A 1,413-nucleotide genomic window follows, 5' to 3' on the forward strand; every position below is an offset into this window, starting at 1 on the left:
TGAGACCTGATGCCGAGCCGATTGTGGTGAAGTGGATGATCCTATGCTGTCGAGAAAAGCCTCTAGCGAGTTTCATGGCGGCCCGTACCCTAAACCGACTCAGGTGGTCAGGTAGAGAATACCGAGGCGTTCGGGTGAACTATGGTTAAGGAACTCGGCAAAATGCCCCCGTAACTTCGGGAGAAGGGGGGCCACACTCGGTGATCCGATTTACTCGGTGAGCTGGGGGTGGCCGCAGAGACCAGCGAGAAGCGACTGTTTACTAAAAACACAGGTCCGTGCGAAGCCGTAAGGCGATGTATACGGACTGACGCCTGCCCGGTGCTGGAACGTTAAGGGGACCGGTTAGCTCTGATTCGTCGGGGCGAAGCTGAGAACTTAAGCGCCAGTAAACGGCGGTGGTAACTATAACCATCCTAAGGTAGCGAAATTCCTTGTCGGGTAAGTTCCGACCTGCACGAATGGCGTAACGACTTCTCGACTGTCTCAACCATAGGCCCGGTGAAATTGCACTACGAGTAAAGATGCTCGTTTCGCGCAGCAGGACGGAAAGACCCCGGGACCTTTACTACAGTTTGATATTGGTGTTCGGTTCGGCTTGTGTAGGATAGCTGGGAGACTGTGAACTCTGGACGCCAGTTCAGGGGGAGTCGTCGTTGAAATACCAGTCTGGTCGTGCTGGATGTCTAACCTGGGTCCGTGATCCGGATCAGGGACAGTGTCTGATGGGTAGTTTAACTGGGGCGGTTGCCTCCTAAAGAGTAACGGAGGCGCCCAAAGGTTCCCTCAGCCTGGTTGGCAATCAGGTGTTGAGTGTAAGTGCACAAGGGAGCTTGACTGTGAGACCGACGGGTCGAGCAGGGACGAAAGTCGGGACTAGTGATCCGGCGGTGGCTTGTGGAAGCGCCGTCGCTCAACGGATAAAAGGTACCCCGGGGATAACAGGCTGATCTTCCCCAAGAGTCCATATCGACGGGATGGTTTGGCACCTCGATGTCGGCTCGTCGCATCCTGGGGCTGGAGTCGGTCCCAAGGGTTGGGCTGTTCGCCCATTAAAGCGGTACGCGAGCTGGGTTTAGAACGTCGTGAGACAGTTCGGTCCCTATCCGCTGTGCGCGTAGGAGTCTTGAGAAGGGCTGTCCCTAGTACGAGAGGACCGGGACGGACGAACCTCTGGTGTGCCAGTTGTTCTGCCAAGGGCATGGCTGGTTGGCTACGTTCGGGAGGGATAACCGCTGAAAGCATCTAAGCGGGAAGCCTGCTTCGAGATGAGGACTCCCACCTCCTAGAGAGGGTAAGGCTCCCAGTAGACGACTGGGTTGATAGGCCGGATATGGAAGCACGGTAACGTGTGGAGTTGACCGGTACTAATAGGCCGAGGGCTTGTCCTCAGTTGCTCGCGTCCACTGTGTT

General features: G+C 56.2%; 1 rRNA gene. It reads left to right on the forward strand.

The window, feature by feature from the left end:
- A 23S ribosomal RNA gene (locus ACFYWG_RS33465) occupies positions 1 to 1,391 on the forward strand; the annotation flags it as partial.
- Positions 1,392 to 1,413 lie beyond the last annotated feature (22 nt).

The sequence above is a fragment of the Streptomyces sp. NPDC003456 genome, assembly GCF_042878735.1.
Lineage (GTDB): Bacteria > Actinomycetota > Actinomycetes > Streptomycetales > Streptomycetaceae > Streptomyces.